The following is a 17,457-nucleotide window of genomic DNA, read 5'->3' as shown; positions in this document are numbered from 1 at the left end:
GTTCTTGTTTTGTGTCAACAGATCTCAAATTTCGAGATAGTTGACCATGTCTCCTGCGGCCCGCGCGGGATCGTCCACCGGGCGCACCATAAGCGCGTCTGCCGTTGCCAGAACTGACAGGAGTGAGCTGTCCTGCCGGGCGTCTGGATGGATCTTTCCGTTCCGAAGCCGGGCGCGCATGTAATGGGTGCGGGGCCCGTTGGGCGGCACATCCACGCCAAGCGGGGCGGTCAGCAGCGGTTGCGGGGCGGTGCCAAGGCCCAGCATCTTGCGCAGAACCGGGGCTACAAAAACCGTGCCGCAAACCATGGCTGACACCGGGTTGCCGGGCAGTCCGATCATTGCAATCCCGTTCATGTGACCGGCCATCAGGGGTTTGCCCGGACGCATTGCCACTTTGTAAAAGCTCTGCTCCATCCCCATCTCCGCCGCGACAGGGGCCACAAGATCATGGTCGCCCACGGACGCGCCGCCGATAGTCAGGATCAGGTCCGCACCTTGGGCAAGGGTAAGCGCCTGTTTGAGCGATCCGGAATTGTCCCGCGCAATGGGCAGCATCCGCGTTTCGGCCCCCAGCTCGTCCAGCATCGCCGCCAGGCCAAAACTGTTTGACGCGACGATCTGGTCTGGTCCGGGTGCTTCGCCGGGCTGCACCAGTTCATCTCCGGTGGCAAGAACCGCGACCGTGGGTTTGCGCGTTACAGGCACGGTTGCGATATTCATCGCTGCCAGCAGGGCAATGTCAGCAGGGCGCAATCGAAGGGGTGCTTTGACAGCCTGACCAATCTCAAAGTCGGTCCCTGCCGGTCGGATGTTATCCTTGTTCCCGATGTTACGGCCAAGGGTGATCAGGTCACCACGCCGTGTCGTGTCTTCCTGAATGACCACGAAATCAGCACCGTCCGGAATTGGTGCGCCGGTAAAGATCCGGACCGCCTGACCGGCCCGCAAGCTCCCGTTATACCGGTGGCCAGCAGCAGACTCGCCCACAACCTTGAACATTGCATCAGGCTCAACCTCTGCGCGGCGCACCGCGTAGCCATCCATGGAAGAGGCCGCGAAGGGGGGCTGTGTGCGCGTGGCGGTAACGTCTTGGGCCAATATCCGGCCGTTGGCCTCGCGCAGGGGGACATGTTCGATGTCCAGCGGCTCGACCAGCGCGAAAAGCGCGCTCAACGCCTCGTCGACGGAAATCATGTGGCCTCGTACCGCCCGGATTTTCCACCATCTTTCAGAACGACACGCAAACCTCCGATTTCCATGCCCTTATCGACCGCCTTGGCCATGTCATAGACGGTAAGCGCCGCGACCGAAGCCGCCGTAAGCGCCTCCATCTCGACACCGGTCTGGCCTGTGGTCTTGACGGTTGCCGTGATGCGGATGCCCGGCAGGTCGGCGTCCGGTTCCAGATCGACACTGACCTTGGTGATCGGCAGCGGGTGGCACAGTGGAATAAGGTCCGAGGTCCGCTTTGCTCCCATGATACCGGCAAGCCGGGCCACACCAAGAACATCGCCTTTCTTGGCTCGGCCTTCGCAAATTATATCATAGGTTTCGCGCTGCATCTTGATGTAATTTTCGGCCACGGCGATGCGCGAGGTGACATCCTTGTCCGAGACATCGACCATATGGGCGTCACCCTTGGCGTCAAAATGGGTAAGGGCCATCACATGCCTCCCGGTGTCAGGGGATTGGCAAGAAGCAACCGGGTGGCCTGCGCCACGTCGTCCTGCCGCATCAGGCTTTCTCCGATCAGGAAGGTGCGTGCGCCATACCGCGCCATGTCTGCAAGGTCTTCGGGGGTGTTCAGTCCGGATTCCGAGACGATGATCCGATCTGCAGGCACCTGTTTGGATAGTTGACGTGTCACATCAAGAGAGGTCTCAAAGGTCTTGAGATTGCGGTTGTTTATGCCCAAGAGGCGGCTTTTCAAAAGAGTTGCCCGCTCAAGCTCATCCGCGTCATGCACTTCGATCAGGGCGTCCATGCCCCAGTGCGCCGCCGCATCCTCAAGCTCGGCCGCCTGCGCATCGGAAACAGAGGCCATGATGATCAGGATACAATCTGCCCCCAGCGCCCGCGCTTCAGCCACCTGATAAGTGTCGTACATGAAATCCTTGCGCAGCACCGGCAAATCACAGGCGGCACGCGCCTGCACCAGATATTGTTTATCCCCCTGAAAGCTGGGGGTGTCTGTGAGAACGGAAAGACAGGTCGCACCACCCTCCGCGTAGGCTTTGGCCAAAGTGGCAGGCTCGAAATCTGCGCGGATCAGACCTTTTGACGGACTGGCCTTCTTTATCTCGGCGATAAGAGCGTAGCCCTCACGCGCGGCGTCGTGCAGCGCATCTGCAAACGGGCGCACGACAGGTGCGGCCTCGGCCTCTGCCTCTACATCAGCCAACGGTTTTGCAGCCTTGTCAGCGGCAACTTCCTCAAGCTTGTAAGCTTTGATTTTATCAAGGATCGTTTCGGTCATGGTCCCTCCGGGTCGCCCCAGTTTATGGCGGGCAAGTTCTGGGCCTGCAACCACGCATTGGCGCGAGAAAAGGGGCGGGAGCCGAAAAAGCCGCGATGCACGGACAGCGGTGAGGGATGGGCGCTCTCAATCTTGAGGTTGGGCGCGGTCGCAACCGCCTTCGCCGCCTTTTGCGCAGGTCCGCCCCAAAGCAGATAGGCGCGCGGACGGTCGCTGAGGCGGTCCAGCACCTGATCGACCAGATCGGACCATCCCAGCCGCGCATGGGCCTTGGGTGCGCCCTGCGGCACCGTCAGCGCAGTGTTAAGCAGAAGCACGCCCTGATCGGCCCAGTCTGACAGGTCGGTGCGGCTGCGTGTGACACCCAGATCAGCCTCAATTTCTTTGAAGATGTTGCCAAGACTGTCCAGCCTACCGCCGAAATCCTGCGGGATGGAGAAGGCCAGCCCATCCGCCTTGCCAGGCGTGTGATAAGGGTCCTGGCCCAGGATCACGACGCGGGTATCGTCCGGTTGGGTCCGCTCCAGCGCATGAAAGATGGCGTCAGTCGGCGGAAAGACGAGCCGAACTTCTTGTGCCAGCGCGGCCTCGATCTCTGGCAGCTCGTCGCGAAAGAACGGCAGATCGGCCCAGCCGCCGAGACGCGACAGGTCAAGCGCAGTCATTTCTGGTGAGAGACTTCCGCGACGCGGGCGATCTTCTCCTTGGCCGCCCCGGAATCGATGCTCTGTGCGGCCATGGCGACACCGGCTTTCAGGTCCTGTGCCGCATCGGCAATCAGCAGCGCCGCCGCCGAATTCAACAGCACCGCGTCGCGGTAGGCCGAGGGCGCGCCTTCCAGCAGCGCCTTGAAATCACGCGCGTTTTCTTCGGGCGTGCCGCCCACGATGGCCTCGAACGGATGCACGGGCAGGCCCGCATCCTCCGGGTGCACTTCGAAATCGCTGACGGTGCCGCCTTCAACGGCGGACACCCAGCTTGTCCCGGTGATCGTCAGCTCGTCCGTCCCGTCCGAGCCGTGTACCAGCCAGGCCTTCTCGGAGCCCAGTGCCAGAAGCGTTTCGGCCATGGGGCGTGTCAGGTCGCGCCGGTACGTGCCCGTAAGCTGGCGTTTCACGCCAGCGGGGTTGGTCAGCGGTCCCAGAATGTTGAAGATGGTCCGCGTTCCCAGTTCCGCGCGCGTCGGCATCACATGGGCAATCGCTGGATGGTGCATCGGTGCCATCATAAAGCCGATCCCGGCCTCTGCCAGTTCCCGCTCCACCACTTTCGGGCCGACCATCACGTTAAGGCCCATCTGCGTCAGCGCATCCGCAGCACCGGATTTTGAGCTCAGGTTGCGGTTGCCGTGCTTGGCCACGCAAACCCCCGCACCCGCCACAACGAATGCCGTCGCCGTCGAGATGTTCAGGGTCCCCTTGCCATCGCCCCCGGTGCCCACGATATCCATTGCGCCTTCGGGGGCGGTCACCGCATGGCATTTGGCCCGCATCACGCTGGCGGCGGCGGCGTATTCGTCTACCGTTTCCCCCCGCGTTCTGAGCGCCATCAGGAAGCCGCCGATCTGGCTCGGCGTCGCCTCACCCTCAAAAAGGATTTCGAAAGCCTCCGCCGCCTGTGCGCGGGTAAGCGGCCCGTTTGCAGCGGCGTCGATCAGGGGTTTCAGCGCCTCGCTCATGCCGGGACTTTCATTTCGTTCAGGAAGTTTTGAAGCAGAGCGTGCCCATGCTCGGACCGGATCGATTCCGGGTGGAACTGCACGCCATGCAGCGGCAATTCACGGTGCTGCAGCCCCATGATCGTCCCGTCCTCCAGATGTGCGGTCACGCGCAAGGCGTCGGGCAGGCTCTCGCGCTCAACAATCAGCGAATGATAGCGTGTCGCGGCAAAGGGGGAGGGCAGGCCGGCAAAGACACCGGTGCCATCGTGGTGCATCTGACCCATCTTGCCGTGCACGATATCGCCCGCACGCACCACCTTGCCGCCAAAGGCCTGACCCAGTGTCTGATGACCAAGGCAAACGCCCAGCAGCGGGATCCGCGCCTCGGCAGCCGCCAGCGTCAGGTCAAGGCAAATGCCGGCCTGATCCGGGTCGCAGGGACCGGGCGACAGCAGGATACCGGCGGGCTTCATCGCCAGCGCATCGGCAACGCTCAGCTTGTCGTTGCGGTGCACAGCCACATCCGCGCCAAGGGTGCCCAGATAGTGAACTAGGTTGTACGTAAAGCTGTCGTAGTTATCGATAAGCAGCAACAATGGTCGATTCTTTGCCTCAGTTGGGCTTTGGGCTGGAGATTTGGCCCGCCGCCGGGGTATATAACACGCATAGATGTTCAGGCTTGCCGCGCGCCGTCAAGAGCACGAGCAGGCCAAATCGACCCGGATCGCATAGCACAGGCGGTCCAAATGAGCAGGAGTGAGCGAAATGGCACGCGGATTTTTGGGCGGAGCGCTTTTAGGCGGTGTGCTAAGTATCGGTGTAGCCGTTGTTGCGTCCCTCATCGCACCGTCACCGCAGCCGCCCATTTCGCCACAGATCAGTGATACCGCACCGGGTGTGGCAGTAGCGCCGCAGGCGATTGCCCCGCAGGCCCCCGAGCCTCAAAGCCTGACGGATGATGCGACGGTTTCGCCTGATCGGCGCGTACCACAGACTGTCGTGCCGGACCCCGATACGCTCACCAGCCTGACTGAAGAGACTGTTGCCCCTTCCACAGCGCCGCAAACGGGTCCGGCGTCGGATTTGATTGCCCCATCTGAGGCACCTGTCGCGGGAAGCGTGAGCCTGGATCGCGAGCAACCGGTGCTGCCGAACCCGCAGGCGCTGGCGCCAATGGAACCGCAGCCAGCGGACGAGGTGTCGATCACCACTTCACCAACCTTGCGACCACAGGCCGAGCCGGAAATCGCTGAACGCGCCGCAGAAGCTGTACCGCCGGAGTTGTCCTCTGACCAAACCGACACGCCCCCGGCCGCGAGGGCTGAGCCTGAAGCACCCGTCGTTGCACAGACCCCCACCGAAACGATCGAAGTTGCGCCAACGACCCCGGAACCGATTTTGCCGCAGGATCAGACGGAAAATCCACAAACGGCTGAGGAACAACCAGAAGGTTCCTCAATGGAGCAGGCACAGGCTGGTGATGCCCCGTTGGCACCGCCTGTCAGCGCTGCACCGGCAGATCCGGAAACATCTTCCCCGCCGCAGGTTGGGCCACAGGATGAGGATACACCGCAAGTTGCAATGATCGCCCCTTCATCACGGCCACAAATCGGCACGCCTGCCATCTCCCTGACAGAGCGGAACACAGGCGTGACCGTGAACCGATTGGGTACCGGAGTGACAGAACCTGGAACACAACCTGTCACGGTGTCTCCGGACGCGGGCGTGGCTGACCCCGGCCGCGATACGCGACCGGTTGCGCAATTCGCCCAGCCCTTTGACAACCCTGAAGACAAACCATTGATGAGCATCGTGCTGATCGACGACGGTACCAGCCCGACCTCCGGTGCCGCCGGCATAGCTGCCTTGCGCAGCTTTCCCTACGCCCTCAGCTTTGCGGTGGACAGCAGCCTACCGGATGCCGCCGCGCGCATGGCGCTTTACCGTGAAGAAGGGTTTGAAGTGCTGGCCATGGTCGATCTGCCCGAAGGCGCACAGCCCCGGGATGTGGAAACGACGCTGGACGCGACATTGGCCCAGCTGCCCGAAGTCATGGGTGTCCTGGAGGGGCCGGGCGCAGGGCTGCAGGGATCGCGGGTCGTGGCCGATCAGGTTACCGCGTTTCTTTCGCAATCAGGGCATGGGCTGGTGACGCAAGACAAGGGGCTTAACACCATGCCCAAGCTTGCCCGCAAGGAAGGCGTCCCCGCCATGCCAATCTTCCGCGATTTTGACAGCAAGGGTCAGACCGCTACCGTCATCCGGCGTTTCCTTGATCAGGCGGCGTTCAAGGCCGGGCAGGAGGGGTCTGTTATCATGCTGGGCCGGTTGCGGCCCGATACGATTTCGGCGCTGTTGTTGTGGGGATTGCAGGACCGGGCCGGACAGGTAGCGCTGGCGCCCATTTCAGCCGTTGTGATGCGTGAAGACGCGGGTTGAGCCTGACAGGTCTCGCATCCGCGCCTGTCAGCCCTCAGGACGTGCAGGCGGCCAGCGGTATCGTGGCGTTTGCGTCTGTTCCCATCCGCGCTTCAAGTGTCTGATCCGAAAGAGCAGCGCGCAGCGTGGCTCCGGCAATCTCTGAGCCGCTCACGATGGTTTCGCTCTCACCCCCGGTGTCATCCACGTCAATCGTGAATGCTACGCTTTGGCCGGGGCCCAGCCCTGTAAGGCTCAGCACAATGGCTGTGTCGCCATCAAGCACGACGGGGGTGCGGCTGAGGTGCTCAGCACCTGCAACCAGTTCAAAAGGCTGATAGACCTGCACACCCGCGCCACTGCCTGTGACGTCAAAGATCAACCCTGCGGGTGCCGTCGACAGATCAATTGTCAGCTCCATCGCCGGCAAGGGACAGGTGTCACTGTTGGTCAAGGTGAAGCGGTCCTTGGGCGCACCTTCATCAAAGCGCAGGTCCATATCAGCCAACGCGCCGCTGGCGTTCAGAATCAGGGCAAGGGCGGATACTCTCAGCATGGCGAACCTCTAGTGACTGGCGTGAAGGTAGCGCCGCGTCCGTGACCGGCAATGTCGCACGCCTCAGATGATCTCGTCCTCATCGAACAGAGGGTCGGTCTCAAGCTGTGTTGCCAGATCGTCCACAGTGTCTTCGGCAGCCTTGGGGCTTAGCTGGGCCAGATGAAAAACCGCATCCCCTTCGTTCACGACGGGCAGGATCGCGCGGCCAATCAGGATACCGGGGCTGGGTGCGATGAGGTCTGTCTCAACGGCACCAAATGGGTCCGACACGGTGGCCAGGACATCGCCCTTGGCCACGGTTTCTCCCTCGGCCCGGAAAGTGCGCAGCAGTCCCCCAGCCGGAGCACGCAGCCATGTGGAGCTTGAGCAGACGTGGGGGGTTACTTTGGCCTTGGCGATGCCCTTGGCCGGCAGCATGTCCTGCCCGCGCATCACCCGCAGGATGCCTGCCAGACCAGCGCGCACGGCCATTTCATCAAAACGCAGCCCTTCGCCCGCCTCGTAGAGAACGATGGGCACGCCGTTTTTCGCGGCAACCCCGCGCAACGATCCATCGCGCAGGGGCGAGGTCAGCACCACGGGCGCACCGAAATCCAATGCCATCTTCTGCGTGACGCGGTCGCCCGGTGACACGCGTACCTGCGGCAGGTTCGTGCGGTGAATGGCCGCTGAATGCAGGTCGATGCCGAAGTCGCAGCGGCGCACCACATCCTGCAAAAAGATATAAGCAAGGCGCGATCCCAGAGAGCCGGAGGGATGGCCCGGAAAGCAGCGGTTCAAATCGCGCCGATCCGGCAGATAGCGCGAGCGGGACAGAAAACCGTAGGAGTTGACCACCGGGATGACCAACAGCGTCCCGCGCAGGGATTTAAGCTGTGGCGCGCGCAGCAGGCGGCGGACGATCTCGACCCCGATGACCTCATCGCCATGCACGGCAGCGCTGACGAACATCGTCGGACCGGGGCGCTTGCCATGATGCACCTGAATTTGCAGGCCGACGGGCGTGTGGTCGGGCAGGGTGGATACGGGAAGGGTGATGTCTTTGACCGTGCCGGGCGCGATGGTCTTGCCTGCGATTGTGAAAGCGGGGCGCGCGGCGGACATGGATCAGTTACGCCCTGACCCGTCAAACCGCGCCGCATCCGCTGCCGCGCGGCGAATGGCGCCGGATTTATGGACCGTTTCCATATACTCGGCCTCGGCGTCACTATCATAGACCACGCCGCCGCCTGCCTGGATATAAAGCGTGTCATCCTTGATCACTGCTGTCCGCAGCGCGATGCACATGTCCATATCGCCGCCCGCGCTGAAATAGCCGACACCCCCGCCATAGACACCGCGTTTTTCCGGCTCCAATTCGTCTATGATCTCCATCGCCCGCACCTTGGGCGCGCCCGAAACAGTGCCTGCAGGCATGCCTGCAAAGAAGGCATCAAGCGCGTCGCAGCCCTCGTTCAGCTCCCCCACGACGTTCGAGACGATGTGCATGACGTGGCTGTACCGTTCCACGATGAATTCCTCGGTCGGGCGGACGGTGCCGATCTTGGCGACCCGGCCCACGTCGTTACGGCCTAGGTCCAACAGCATGAGGTGTTCAGCCAGTTCCTTTTCATCCAGCAGCAGATCGGCTTCCAAGGCGCGGTCTTCTTCCGGTGTCGCCCCGCGTGGCCGTGTCCCCGCGATGGGGCGGATGGTGACCTCGTTCCCGAAGACCCGGACAAGGATCTCGGGCGACGCGCCGACCACGTGGAAGCCGCCAAAGTTGAAATAGAACATGAAGGGCGACGGGTTCGTGCGCCGCAGGCTGCGGTAGAGTGCAAAGGGCGGTTGGGTGAACCCCTGCGCCCAGCGTTGCGAGGGGACAACCTGAAAGATATCGCCCGCCACGATGTACTCACGTGCCTTTTCCACAGCGGCCTTGTAACCTTCGCGGGTGAAGTTGCTCACGGGCGGCGGTGCCTCTGTCGCGTCACCCAGATCGCGGCTGGTGCCGGGCATGGCGCGCTCCAGATCGCGCACCGCATCCATCACCCGCTCAGCCGCCTGGGCATAGGCGGCCCGTGCGGTCTGGCCATCCGACACCCAGGCCGGAGAGACGATGGTGACCTCGCCCTTGACCCCGTCCAGAACCGCAATAACTGACGGGCGCAGCATCAAGGCATCGGGCAGGCCCAAAGGGTCCGGGTTCACGTTTGGCAGGTGTTCCACCAACCGGATCATATCGTAGCCAAGGTAACCAAAGAGCCCCGCAGCAGCCTGTGGCAGGTCTTCGGGCAGATCAATACGGCTTTCCGCGATGAGGCTGCGCAACACGTCAAGTGGATTGCCGTCCGCCTCCTCAAAGGCTTCCGCGTCGTAGCGCGCTGCGCGGTTGATGGCCGATGTTTCGCCCCGGCAACGCCAGATCAGGTCGGGCTTCATGCCGATGATGGAATAGCGGCCACGCACCTCACCACCCGTGACCGATTCAAGCACAAAGGCGTTCTCTGCCGCCCCGGTGAGTTTCAGCATCAGCGACACCGGCGTGTCCAGATCGGCGGCCAGCCGGGTATAGACAATCTGGTTGCGCCCCTCGGCATAGCCTTGGGCAAAGTTGTCGAAATCCGGTGTCAGCGCCATGGTATGCCTTTAGGGGAAATTGACATGAACGGCCTGCAGGGCGCGCTGGTCTACTTGCGGCCCGGCGCGGCGCACCACGTCATCGGCGTAAATGTTGAACAGGTCCTGCGCCAGCGTCTGGTTCAGCTGTTCGCCCAATTGTGCCAGCAGGGCGGCACTGTCGGCATCTTGGGACGCGGGTGTGATTTCATCCAGACGGACGATAACGATGCTGTCTTCGCCCGGCAGGACCATAACGTTGCCCGGCTCCATCCCGAACACCTCGGTCATGAAGCCCGGAGGCGTTCCGTTGATAAAGGCGTTGCGGGTCTGGTCTGTCTCGATGATGGCATCAAGGCCCGCGGCCTCGAATGATCCTTCAGTCGCAAGCTGGGTCACAAGCGTGCTGGCCTGCGCTGTCAGCGCATTCACAGTCTGCTCGGTATCCCACGCGGCGCGGATATCGTCCAGAGCTTCCTCGAACGGGTTTGGCCGTTCGGGCAGTTCCTCGTCCAGCCGCATGGCATAAATGCTGCCGTCATCAAGCTGTTCGATCTTGGGGAAATCGCCGGTCTCAAGCGCGCTCGCGGCCTCGCGGAAATCGCTGTAGGCGGCAATCGCCTCGTCTGTCTCTGGGGTCCAGTTGATGGTGCCCAGTTCCATCTCGGTCTCAAGGGCCAGCTGCTCCAGCGTGGCACCGCCTGCAAGCTGATCGTCAATATCCTGAGCACGTGCTTCCACAGCGCGCACAGCACGGGTCATCGCAAGCTCTTGCTGCAATGCGGGGCGAGCCTCCTCGAAGGTGGTGTTCTGCGCGGGCAGGACGCCGTTCACGCGAAACAGGGCCGGGCCAAGCGAGCTGGGTAGCGGTCCGACGACGTCGCCAACTTTTGCGGCAAAGACGTCCTGACCGGCCGCGTCAAGCTCAAGCCGGCCCACATCACCAAGGTCGATGTCTGTCAGGTCCAGTCCACGTTCCTCGACCAGCGCACGGAAGGTCGTGCCACCCACCTCAAGAGAGGCTGCTGCCTGATCCGCGGTTTCCTGATCAGGAAAGACCAGACGTTCGACCAATCGCCGTTCTGGCTGGTTGTATTGGTTCAGGCGCGCCTCGTACTCGGCGCGCAGTTCTTCTTCGGGCACGTCGATCTCATCCACCAACGCATCCGGGGTCAGCAGAACATAGGTGATGCGCTTGGTTTCGGGCAGGATGAACAGATCGGGGTTGGCGTCGTAGTAGCCGCGCAGGTCTGATTGCGACGGCTCGGACAGGGGCGTTGTCAGGCTATCCGCGTCCAACAGGCTCCAGGTAAAGCTGCGCTGTTCACCTACATAATTGACCAGCGTTTCGGCAAAGGCGTCAGGCATGCGTACGCCGCCGACGATGGCGCCTTGCAGCAAGGTGCGTGACGCTTCTTCCCGCAGAGAGGTTTCAAACTCGGCCTCGGTTACACCACCCTGTTGCAGCGCAAAGCGGTAGCCTTCGCGGTCAAATTCGCCGTTCACCCCCTGAAACGCACTGATGGCAAGGATTTCCTCGCGCAGGGCCTCATCCCCGATCGACAGGCCCAATTCGCCGGTCTCGTGGTCCAGCGCGCGGTTGCGCACGACCCGCTGCAGGACCGCCCGGTCCAGGCCGATCTGCTGCGCCTCGGCAAAGGGCAGTTGCTGTCCTGTCTGTTGCTCGATCGCGCGTATCTCGTTCTGAAGCTGCCGCGCATATGCGTCCACCGGAATGGACTTGCTGCCCACCGTCCCGATGGAACGGATGTTGCCACTGAGGTTTACCGCACCAAAGCCGCCCAATCCAAGGATCAGGAAACCCATCAGGATCCACATTGCGTATTTGCCGATACCGGAGCTTTTTGCCATTTGAGCTTCCCTCTGTGCGCCTCAAATGCAGTGTCTATGCGCTGCTGAGGGGCGGGGCAAGGCCTCAGGCCGCGGGCAGGGCGGCCAGCCTGTCAAAGAGCTGTGAAATCCCGGATGCGTCAAGGTTTGCAAAGGCGATCCGCAGCTCCCGGGCGCCTTGCGCATTGCCCTCTGGGTGGAACATCGTTCCGGGCAGGCAGAGGATACCGGCATCGCGGACAAGTTGCGGACCCAGGTCCGCTGAACTTTGCGAAAAAGGGTGCTGCATATAGGCGAAGTAGCCACCCAGACCGCGCAGCTGCCAGCCCAATGCCTTAAGCTTGGGCATATTGGCCGAGATGGCGGCCCGGCGCGACAGGATTTCGTCGCGCTCTCCCGCCAGCCACTGCTTGAGGTTCTGCATCCCCCAAAGTGCCGCATGCTGGCCCAGTTGGCTGGGGCAAATCGCGACCGTATCGAGGAATTTTTCCGCCTCGGCCAGACGCTCTTGGCTGGCGATCATCGCGCCGACCCGGTGGCCCGTCAGCCGGTAGGCCTTGGAGAACGAATAGAGATGGATCAGGGTGTCATGCCAGTCCGGGTCCTGAAACAGCGCATGCGGCGGGCCGCTGCGGCTGTCAAAGTCGCGGTAGGTTTCATCGGTGATCAGGGCGATGCCGTGGCTGCGCGCAAGATCAAAGAACGCCTGTCCCAGTTCAGATGGGTATTCTGCGCCTGCGGGATTGTTTGGCGTGACCAGTGCGATGGCACGTGTTCTGTCGGTGATCAGCGCCGCCGCGCGGTCAGGATCAGGCAAAAGATCAGGGCCGGTTTCCAGCGCGATGGTGGCCACGCCCGACATATCAAGCCACATCTTATGATTGAAATACCAAGGAGTTGGCAGGATAACTTCATCCCCTTCACCACACAACGTGGCGATGGTGGCGGCAAACGCCTGATTGCAGCCCGACGTGATGCAGACCTGCGCGGGTGCGACTTCGCCGCCGTAATGCGCTGTGGTCTGCTCCGCCAGTTCGGCGCGCAGTGCAGGCAGGCCCAACACCGGTCCGTACAAATGCGCGTCGTCCCGCGTGAGCGCGATTTCGGCAATGTGTTCACGCAGCGCGCGTGGGGGTGGATCGACCGGGGCGGCCTGGCTCACGTTCATCAGGGGGCGGTCGGCAGGGTGGTTGACACCCTCGAGCCAGCGGCGGGCTTCCATCACGGGGGGCGGGAAGGTGGCATTGGTGCGTGTCATCGTCATCGGGCGGTTCTGGCCTTGGGTGCGGGAGCGAGGGGCCAGCCCCTCGCGCTCCCCGGAATTGTAGGGGAAAGATGAAGCGGCAAGATCAGTCCTTGCCCCGGTAGGGTTCGACGTATTGTAGCGCCATATCCCAGGGGAAGAAGATCCATGTGTCCTGACTGACCCCGGTGATGAAGGTATCCACCTGTGGCTCGCCCTCTGGTTTGGCATAGACGGTTGCAAAATGCGCCTTGGGATAAAGCTGACGAACCAGTTCAAGCGTCTTGCCACTGTCCACAAGGTCATCGACAATCAGGATACCGGTGCCATCCCCCATGATCTCGGCATCTGGTGATTTCAGTACCTTCGCATCGCGCCGCTGGTCGGCCTTGCCGCCGCCTGAATGATAGGACACTATCGAAATCGTATCGACCGTGCGGATGTCCAGCTCTCGCGCGACGATCATTGCCGGTGCCATGCCACCGCGCGTGATTGCGACCACGGCACGCCACGCGCCATCGTCGGGCCCCTTGCCATCAAGCCGCCAGGCCAGCGCGCGGCTGTCGCGGTGGATCTGGTCCCACGAGATGTGAAAGCCTTTTTCGTGGGGGAGGCGGTCTGTCATGTCTATTTCTCCAGGATCAGGCGCAGGCCAAGGGCGCCCAGCAGTGTTGCGGCGATGCGGTCGAAGACGGGTTTCAGCGCGGCATACCCCCGTCTGGCAGAGGGGGCGCTGAGCAAGATGGCAAAGCAGCCATAGAAGATCAGTTCGAGTGCGAGGTGGTTCAGCACGACGAGGCCGATCTGTAGGGCGGCCAACCCTTTTGGAAAAACGACAACAATCACGGCAGCGGCGAAAAGCATTGATTTCGGATTACCGAAGTTCACCACCATACCCGAAAGGAAGCTGCGTCCGTGTGGTGTCGCCGCCTCAAAGATAGGCTGTCTGGCATGACGCCATGTCTGCACAGCGATCCAAATCAGGTACACCGCACCGCCAATCTTGAGCGCCGCATAGGTCCAGGGGAAAAGCTGAAACAACGCTTCGAGCCCCAGAAAGGCAGATGCCGTCCAACACGCCGCGGCTGTGCCAAGGCCCATGCCTGTCAGGATGCCTGCCGTGCGGCCGGATGCGACGGTCGTCTTGATCACGTACAGCATTGCCGCCCCCGGACTGGCCAGCGCCGCCAGAAGCACGAGGTTAAAGGCGATCATGCTTTCCCATGTCATGGTCGGGTGCTCATTCCTTGGCCATGTCTGGCGCATCCACCGCTTTCATCCCAACAACGTGATAGCCTGCATCGACGTGCAGGTTCTCGCCCGTGGTGCCACTGCCCAGATCAGACAGCAGGAACAGCGCGGCTTTGCCCACATCCTCGATTGTCACGTTGCGGCGCAGGGGCGAGTTGTATTCGTTCCATTTCATGATGTAGCGGAAATCGCCAATGCCTGACGCCGCCAGCGTCTTGATCGGTCCGGCGGAAATCGCGTTGACGCGGATACCGTCCTTGCCCAGATCCTCGGCAAGGTACTGCACCGATGCCTCAAGTGCGGCCTTGGCCACGCCCATGACATTGTAATGCGGCATGACTTTTTCTGCCCCGTAGTAGGTCAGGGTGAGGGCGCTGCCGCCGTCCTTCATCATCTTTTCAGCGCGTTGCATCACGGCGGTGAAGGAATAAACAGAGATGTCCATCGACATGGCAAAGTTGCCGCGCGTTGTGTCGACATAGCGGCCGCGCAGTTCGTTCTTGTCAGAAAAGCCGATCGCGTGGACGATGAAATCCAGACCGTCCCAGCGTTCCTTCAGTTCTGAAAACAGGCCGTCTATGGACGCCTCATCACCCACATCGCAGGGCAGGACGATGTCGCTGCCAAGCTGACCCGCCAGCGGGTCTACACGTTTCCTCAACGCGTCGCCCTGATAGGAAAACGCAAGCTCAGCTCCGGCATCTGCCAGCGCCTTTGCCACGCCCCAAGCAATGGATTTGTCATTGGCAAGGCCCATGATCAGACCTCTTTTGCCCTGCATCAGATCGTTCGCCATGCCATGCCCAATTCTAATTGTGTTAAGTCAAACTCGTTTATGCCATTGCGTGCAAGCCATCAAGACTGGTCGGTCCTCCGGCTGCACAATCAACAGGCATGCAAGGCCGCATGATTGAAAATTCTCGTTGGTAGATCAGCTTTTAGTTGTTGCTGGCTGTCATTTCCTGTAGCTCATGTGCCGGGTGCAACGGCCTCTCGCATCGGTTGCGGGGTCATTTTTTAGAGAGTATTATGTCGGGACGATCAGGCAAGTTTGCAGGGGATGATCCCTTTGAAATCGCGCAGTCGTGGTTGGCAGAGGCCGAAGAGGCCGAGATCAACGATCCAAATGCGATTGCCCTTTCAACGGTAGACGCCGACGGCTTGCCGAATGCCCGGATGGTGCTGCTGAAGGAGATCGAGGCAGACGCTTTCGTGTTCTATACAAACTACGAAAGCAAGAAGGCCCAGGAACTGGATCAGGCAGGCAAAGCCGCTTTCGTGATGCACTGGAAGTCGCTGCGCCGGCAAATCCGTGTGCGGGGCACGATCACCAAGGAAAACGGACCGCAGGCGGACGCATATTTCAAGTCACGCTCGCTCAAAAGCCGTCTGGGGGCATGGGCCTCGCACCAGTCCCAACCGCTCAGCAGTCGCGCGGCCTTGATAGCGGAGGTTGCCAAGGTGACAGCGACCAAAGGCCCAAATCCGCCCCGACCGCCGTTCTGGGGTGGCTACCGGATTGCCCCGGTTGAAATTGAATTCTGGGCTGACGGGGACCACCGGTTGCACGACCGTTTTCGCTGGACGCGTGCCACAGCCAATGACGAATGGGACATCACAAGGCTAAGCCCCTAAATTTAGTAGTATATTTTATAAGGACGAGGACCGGGTCATTTGAAAATCAGCCCGCTAAGAAGGTAGGGAACTGGACGGTCCAAAGAACGAAAATGGCAGAAGACATGAGCAATAGCGCGGGCGGGATCATGGCTGATCTGGACCGCAGCCCCGTTAGCGGTGTGGTTAAATGGTTTGACCCCTCGAAAGGGTTCGGGTTCGTCATTGCTGACGGGGGAGGACCCGACATACTGTTGCACGTCAATGTTTTGCGCAACTTTGGTCAAAACTCTGTCGCGGATGGCGCGCGCGTTGATCTGCTGGTGCAAAACACCAATCGCGGGGTTCAAGCAATAGAGATCACTGCGATCCATCCGCCAGAGACTGGGCACAGCACAGCCTTGGTTGATATCGCAGGGCTGGCCCCGGAAGAGATTCGCGCGGTGCCGTTGGAGCCTGCCCGCGTCAAATGGTTCGATAAGGCGAAAGGGTTTGGGTTTGCAAATGTCTTTGGCAAACCCGAAGATGTATTTGTGCACATCGAGATTGTGCATCAGTCGGGCCTGTCCGATCTACAGCCCGGAGAAGCGTTGGCAGTGCGCGTAATCGAAGGCAAACGCGGCAACATGGCCGTTGAGGTGCAGGCATGGGAACACGTACTGAATTCAGATGGTTCAGAAGACAGCTGATTGGGCTTATTGTGGCGGGACTGGGTCTTGGGCCCGTTTCGGTTTTGGCGAATTCAGTTTGTGACGAAAACATCGTCTATCTCAAAGGAAGTTGGGGCACGGCACAGTTCAACGTAGAACTGGCAGATGATCCCGAAGAACAGGCGCGCGGTCTGATGCACCGCGAGAGCCTGCCGCTTTCAGCAGGTATGTATTTCGTCAACGAACGCCCGCGCCGGACCAGTTTCTGGATGCGTAACACGCTGATACCGCTTGATATGTTGTTCATTGATGCAAGTGGGGTGGTTCAACGCATCCACCACAATGCGATTCCTTTGGACGAGACGCCCATTCCGGGAGGCCGGAGTGTTTTGACAGTTCTTGAGATCAACGGCGGTCTGGCTGCGCGTTTGGGGATCACCGAAGGCAGCTTTGTGCGCCATCCGGCACATGCAGAATGGTCGCCGGTCTGGCCATGCTGAGATTTGGATGAATCAGGGCTTTTCTTTCGTGTGAAGTCTGTCTAAAGAAGCGGCAGTCGGAGCGTGGCGCAGCCTGGTAGCGCACCTGTTTTGGGTACAGGGGGTCGGAGGTTCGAATCCTCTCGCTCCGACCACTTTCAAATATGTAGAACGGTTTTGGCACTTCTGGTGCATGCCCGATTGAATGGCCATTTGGGATGCGGTCTGGGATCTACATATAGTGAAACTTAAAGCTCAAGCCACTTCAGCTGGTATTCTTACGAGTTCGGGTCCGCGCTGATTCTCCGTTCAATGACCCGTGTGGTGTTGCAGAAATGCGAAATTCCCGGACCCCGGCAGAGTTTTTGTCATGTGTTAATCTGGCTTTAAATGACAGTGGGTTGCATGAAATGTCCTGTGGATAACCTCAGGTAATAGGTGAGCGCGGTTGCCTAAATATGCCAAAGCAAATGACTTATTTCATTCCAGAGGCGCGCGGCGCTTGCGGATGAAATTGGGGATATTAACCCTTTGAATCACAAAGCTCTGGTCGGCCCAAAAAACTGCTCCTGCGTCAACCGCAAGAATTCCAAAAATTCGAAAAAATTCCGTTGACCCAATAGGGGAAGATACGTCAGGTTGTGCGGGCTGAGGA

General features: G+C 60.8%; 18 protein-coding genes and 1 tRNA gene. 5 read left to right on the top strand and 14 right to left on the bottom strand.

What is annotated here, in order from left to right:
* Positions 1 to 24: 24 nt before the first annotated feature.
* From GV827_RS00840 to GV827_RS00815, 6 genes are read right to left on the bottom strand one after another with little or no spacing between them, the layout of a single operon-like run.
* Positions 25 to 1,197 (bottom strand): molybdopterin molybdotransferase MoeA, encoded by a 1,173-nt coding sequence (locus tag GV827_RS00840; RefSeq protein ID WP_164351798.1) that lies wholly within the window; start codon positions 1,195 to 1,197, stop codon positions 25 to 27.
* Positions 1,194 to 1,667 (bottom strand): cyclic pyranopterin monophosphate synthase MoaC, encoded by a 474-nt coding sequence (gene moaC / locus GV827_RS00835; RefSeq protein WP_164351797.1) that lies wholly within the window; start codon positions 1,665 to 1,667, stop codon positions 1,194 to 1,196. The genes GV827_RS00840 and moaC overlap by 4 nt, the downstream gene beginning before the upstream one ends.
* Entirely contained in the window at positions 1,667 to 2,479 is an 813-nt protein-coding gene (gene trpC, locus GV827_RS00830; RefSeq protein ID WP_164351796.1) for an indole-3-glycerol phosphate synthase TrpC, read from the bottom strand. Before trpC ends, moaC begins: the two co-directional genes overlap by 1 nt.
* The gene (locus tag GV827_RS00825) at positions 2,476 to 3,144 is read right to left on the bottom strand and encodes a uracil-DNA glycosylase (protein WP_164351795.1); all 669 of its coding nucleotides are present in this window, start codon (positions 3,142 to 3,144) and stop codon (positions 2,476 to 2,478) included. The genes trpC and GV827_RS00825 overlap by 4 nt, the downstream gene beginning before the upstream one ends.
* Positions 3,141 to 4,157: an anthranilate phosphoribosyltransferase gene (gene trpD, locus GV827_RS00820; RefSeq protein WP_164351794.1), complete on the bottom strand. Its 1,017-nt coding sequence runs from the start codon at positions 4,155 to 4,157 to the stop codon at positions 3,141 to 3,143. Before trpD ends, GV827_RS00825 begins: the two co-directional genes overlap by 4 nt.
* On the bottom strand, positions 4,154 to 4,735 hold the full coding sequence (locus GV827_RS00815; protein WP_164351793.1) for an anthranilate synthase component II: 582 nt from the start codon (positions 4,733 to 4,735) through the stop codon (positions 4,154 to 4,156). The genes trpD and GV827_RS00815 overlap by 4 nt, the downstream gene beginning before the upstream one ends.
* A gap of 169 nt (positions 4,736 to 4,904) precedes the next feature.
* Here GV827_RS00815 and GV827_RS00810 point away from each other — a divergent pair, with 169 nt between their 5' ends.
* Entirely contained in the window at positions 4,905 to 6,578 is a 1,674-nt protein-coding gene (locus GV827_RS00810; protein WP_164351792.1) for a divergent polysaccharide deacetylase family protein, read from the top strand.
* A 34-nt stretch (positions 6,579 to 6,612) separates the two neighbouring features.
* On the opposite strand, the gene GV827_RS00805 is transcribed toward GV827_RS00810, so the two are convergent.
* The 8 genes from GV827_RS00805 to fabI form a co-directional block, all read right to left on the bottom strand.
* Positions 6,613 to 7,113 (bottom strand): aggregation factor core, encoded by a 501-nt coding sequence (locus tag GV827_RS00805; protein WP_164351791.1) that lies wholly within the window; start codon positions 7,111 to 7,113, stop codon positions 6,613 to 6,615.
* A 63-nt stretch (positions 7,114 to 7,176) separates the two neighbouring features.
* Entirely contained in the window at positions 7,177 to 8,220 is a 1,044-nt protein-coding gene (locus GV827_RS00800; RefSeq protein ID WP_164351790.1) for a succinylglutamate desuccinylase/aspartoacylase family protein, read from the bottom strand.
* A gap of 3 nt (positions 8,221 to 8,223) precedes the next feature.
* Positions 8,224 to 9,735, bottom strand: coding sequence for an anthranilate synthase component I (gene trpE / locus GV827_RS00795; protein WP_164351789.1), 1,512 nt, complete (start codon positions 9,733 to 9,735; stop codon positions 8,224 to 8,226).
* A 9-nt stretch (positions 9,736 to 9,744) separates the two neighbouring features.
* Positions 9,745 to 11,586 carry a peptidyl-prolyl cis-trans isomerase gene (locus tag GV827_RS00790; protein ID WP_164351788.1) on the bottom strand — a complete coding sequence of 614 codons (1,842 nt, stop codon included), beginning with the start codon at positions 11,584 to 11,586 and terminating at the stop codon, positions 9,745 to 9,747.
* A gap of 64 nt (positions 11,587 to 11,650) precedes the next feature.
* A complete protein-coding gene (locus GV827_RS00785) occupies positions 11,651 to 12,829 on the bottom strand; it encodes an aminotransferase (protein WP_164351787.1) in 1,179 nt (392 codons plus the stop codon).
* A gap of 85 nt (positions 12,830 to 12,914) precedes the next feature.
* The gene (gpt, locus tag GV827_RS00780) at positions 12,915 to 13,433 is read right to left on the bottom strand and encodes a xanthine phosphoribosyltransferase (RefSeq protein ID WP_164351786.1); all 519 of its coding nucleotides are present in this window, start codon (positions 13,431 to 13,433) and stop codon (positions 12,915 to 12,917) included.
* A 2-nt stretch (positions 13,434 to 13,435) separates the two neighbouring features.
* Entirely contained in the window at positions 13,436 to 14,038 is a 603-nt protein-coding gene (locus GV827_RS00775) for a LysE family translocator (RefSeq protein ID WP_164351785.1), read from the bottom strand.
* Between the two features lie 10 nt (positions 14,039 to 14,048).
* Positions 14,049 to 14,855 carry an enoyl-ACP reductase FabI gene (fabI, locus tag GV827_RS00770; protein ID WP_164351784.1) on the bottom strand — a complete coding sequence of 269 codons (807 nt, stop codon included), beginning with the start codon at positions 14,853 to 14,855 and terminating at the stop codon, positions 14,049 to 14,051.
* 233 nt (positions 14,856 to 15,088) lie between these two features.
* Between fabI and pdxH the strand changes: the two genes are divergently transcribed.
* The 4 genes from pdxH to GV827_RS00750 all read left to right on the top strand — a co-directional run bounded on the left by pdxH (position 15,089) and on the right by GV827_RS00750 (position 16,957).
* Positions 15,089 to 15,694 carry a pyridoxamine 5'-phosphate oxidase gene (gene pdxH, locus GV827_RS00765; RefSeq protein WP_164351783.1) on the top strand — a complete coding sequence of 202 codons (606 nt, stop codon included), beginning with the start codon at positions 15,089 to 15,091 and terminating at the stop codon, positions 15,692 to 15,694.
* A gap of 92 nt (positions 15,695 to 15,786) precedes the next feature.
* Positions 15,787 to 16,362, top strand: a complete 576-nt coding sequence (locus GV827_RS00760) for a cold-shock protein (protein WP_386332853.1) — start codon at positions 15,787 to 15,789, stop codon at positions 16,360 to 16,362.
* Positions 16,320 to 16,823 carry a DUF192 domain-containing protein gene (locus GV827_RS00755; protein WP_164351782.1) on the top strand — a complete coding sequence of 168 codons (504 nt, stop codon included), beginning with the start codon at positions 16,320 to 16,322 and terminating at the stop codon, positions 16,821 to 16,823. The genes GV827_RS00760 and GV827_RS00755 overlap by 43 nt, the downstream gene beginning before the upstream one ends.
* Before the next feature lie 57 nt (positions 16,824 to 16,880).
* A tRNA-Pro gene (locus GV827_RS00750) sits at positions 16,881 to 16,957 on the top strand.
* The last annotated feature ends 500 nt before the right edge of the window (positions 16,958 to 17,457 follow it).

Origin of the sequence: Sulfitobacter sediminilitoris, from assembly GCF_010667575.1 — a bacterium.
In the GTDB taxonomy this organism is placed as follows: Bacteria; Pseudomonadota; Alphaproteobacteria; order Rhodobacterales; family Rhodobacteraceae; genus Sulfitobacter; species Sulfitobacter sediminilitoris.
The sequence above is the reverse complement of the archived record's forward strand: the minus strand, read 5'-3'. Positions and strand labels throughout refer to the sequence as shown.

Bases quoted from the DNA above. Each gene is read 5' to 3' on its own strand.
- GV827_RS00755 (WP_164351782.1), top strand. From the start codon at position 16,320: ATGGGAACACGTACTGAATTCAGATGGTTCAGAAGACAGCTGATTGGG.
- fabI (WP_164351784.1), bottom strand. From the start codon at position 14,855: ATGGCGAACGATCTGATGCAGGGCAAAAGAGGTCTGATCATGGGCCTT.
- GV827_RS00810 (WP_164351792.1), top strand. From the start codon at position 4,905: ATGGCACGCGGATTTTTGGGCGGAGCGCTTTTAGGCGGTGTGCTAAGT.
- pdxH (WP_164351783.1), top strand. From the start codon at position 15,089: ATGTCGGGACGATCAGGCAAGTTTGCAGGGGATGATCCCTTTGAAATC.
- moaC (WP_164351797.1), bottom strand. From the start codon at position 1,667: ATGGCCCTTACCCATTTTGACGCCAAGGGTGACGCCCATATGGTCGAT.
- GV827_RS00805 (WP_164351791.1), bottom strand. From the start codon at position 7,113: ATGCTGAGAGTATCCGCCCTTGCCCTGATTCTGAACGCCAGCGGCGCG.
- GV827_RS00785 (WP_164351787.1), bottom strand. From the start codon at position 12,829: ATGACGATGACACGCACCAATGCCACCTTCCCGCCCCCCGTGATGGAA.
- gpt (WP_164351786.1), bottom strand. From the start codon at position 13,433: ATGACAGACCGCCTCCCCCACGAAAAAGGCTTTCACATCTCGTGGGAC.
- GV827_RS00760 (WP_386332853.1), top strand. From the start codon at position 15,787: ATGGCAGAAGACATGAGCAATAGCGCGGGCGGGATCATGGCTGATCTG.
- trpE (WP_164351789.1), bottom strand. From the start codon at position 9,735: ATGGCGCTGACACCGGATTTCGACAACTTTGCCCAAGGCTATGCCGAG.
- GV827_RS00800 (WP_164351790.1), bottom strand. From the start codon at position 8,220: ATGTCCGCCGCGCGCCCCGCTTTCACAATCGCAGGCAAGACCATCGCG.
- trpC (WP_164351796.1), bottom strand. From the start codon at position 2,479: ATGACCGAAACGATCCTTGATAAAATCAAAGCTTACAAGCTTGAGGAA.
- GV827_RS00840 (WP_164351798.1), bottom strand. From the start codon at position 1,197: ATGATTTCCGTCGACGAGGCGTTGAGCGCGCTTTTCGCGCTGGTCGAG.
- GV827_RS00825 (WP_164351795.1), bottom strand. From the start codon at position 3,144: ATGACTGCGCTTGACCTGTCGCGTCTCGGCGGCTGGGCCGATCTGCCG.
- trpD (WP_164351794.1), bottom strand. From the start codon at position 4,157: ATGAGCGAGGCGCTGAAACCCCTGATCGACGCCGCTGCAAACGGGCCG.
- GV827_RS00790 (WP_164351788.1), bottom strand. From the start codon at position 11,586: ATGGCAAAAAGCTCCGGTATCGGCAAATACGCAATGTGGATCCTGATG.
- GV827_RS00775 (WP_164351785.1), bottom strand. From the start codon at position 14,038: ATGACATGGGAAAGCATGATCGCCTTTAACCTCGTGCTTCTGGCGGCG.